Source organism: Thermohalobaculum xanthum, assembly GCF_016623495.1.
Lineage (GTDB): Bacteria > Pseudomonadota > Alphaproteobacteria > Rhodobacterales > Rhodobacteraceae > Thermohalobaculum > Thermohalobaculum xanthum.
Window position 1 is genome coordinate 1 of the sequence record NZ_JAEHHL010000028.1, and the last position, 1,395, is coordinate 1,395.

A 1,395-nucleotide genomic window follows, 5' to 3' on the forward strand; every position below is an offset into this window, starting at 1 on the left:
TGTCCGTTGTCAGATGATTTGGGCCACGGAGGAGGTTTTCGTAACGGAGGCTCCTGGCTCTGATGGCTTCGATTATGCGGCGGCCTGCTGATTGAGCAAGCGTCGCTGCTTCAGGGTTCTCTCCTTGATGCGTCTCCTTTCTTCCAGGATGGCGGGGCCGCGCCCATGGTAGGCGTCGGCCGGGGTGATGTTGCCGAGGCTCTCGTGGCATCTGACGTTGTTGTAGTGATCGATGAAGGCGCCGATGGCCTGTGCGAGGGCTCCGGGCAGGTAGTGGTTTTCGAGCAAGATCCGGTTTTTCAGCGTCTGATGCCAACGCTCGATCTTGCCCTGGGTCTGGGGATGGTTTGGCGCGCCGCGAACGTGATCCATGTCCCGCTCTCTGAGCCAGTCGGCGAGTTCGCCGGAGATGTAAGACGAGCCATTGTCGCTGAGCAGGCGCGGCTTGTGCGCGACCGTCGCTCGATCGCAGCCTGACGCGGCCAGCGCGTCCTCGAGCGTTTCGGTGACGTCGCTCGCTTTCATGGTCGCGCAGAGCCGCCAGGCCACGACGTAGCGGCTGTAGTCATCCAGGATCGTGCTGAGGTAATACCAACCCCAGCCGACGACCTTCAGGTAGGTGAAGTCCGTCTGCCAGAGTTCGTTTGGACGGGTCGTCTTGTCTCGGAACTCGTCGGCGGCTTTCACGACGATGAACGCCGGACTGGCGATCAGGTCGTGGGCCTTGAGGATGCGATAAGCCGAAGCCTCTGACACATAGTGCTTCCTCGTGTCCGTGAAGCGCACTGCGAGCTCCCGTGGCGAGAAGTCGGGCTCCTCCAGCGCCAGTTCCACGACCTGCTGGCGCACATCGTCTGGGATGCGGTTCCAGACCCGGCCGGGGTGAGGCCGTCGATCCCGCAGCCCCGCCTCCCCAAAAGCCTGGTATCGACTATACCAGCGGTAGAACGTGGTCTTCGGCACGCCGAGCTTGGCGAGCGTCGTCTTCGCCGGCAGATGAGACTGCTCGACCAGCCGAATGATCTCGAGCTTCTCAGTGGTGGGGTATCTCATCCGTCTTCGCCCCCATCCCCGATCATGCTTTTTTTGAGCAGCCGGTTCTCGACGGTGAGGTCGGCGACGGCCTCCTTCAGCGCCGCCGCCTCGGCCCGCAGGCCCTTAACCTCCGGGCTCGTCGCCTGCCGGGCGGTGTCCCCCGCCAGGCGCCGCTTCCCGGCCTCAAGGAACTCCTTCGACCAGCTGTAGTAGAGGCTCGTCGCGATCCCTTCGCGCCGACAGAGCTCGGCGATGCTCTCCTCGCCACGGAGCCCATCCAGCACAATCCGGATCTTCTCCTCGGCCGAGTGATGCTTGCGGGTGCGGCGGCGGATGTCCTTAACAATCCGCTCCGATGGC

General features: G+C 63.4%; 1 protein-coding gene. It reads right to left on the reverse strand.

From position 1 onward, the window contains the following. Positions 1-72: 72 nt before the first annotated feature. A protein-coding gene (locus tag H0I76_RS19280) for an IS3 family transposase (RefSeq protein ID WP_200613823.1) occupies positions 73-1,395 on the reverse strand; the annotation gives its coding sequence in 2 pieces (ribosomal slippage) (positions 73-1,088 and positions 1,088-1,395; 1,324 coding nt annotated over the 2 pieces). This gene is flagged as partial in the annotation.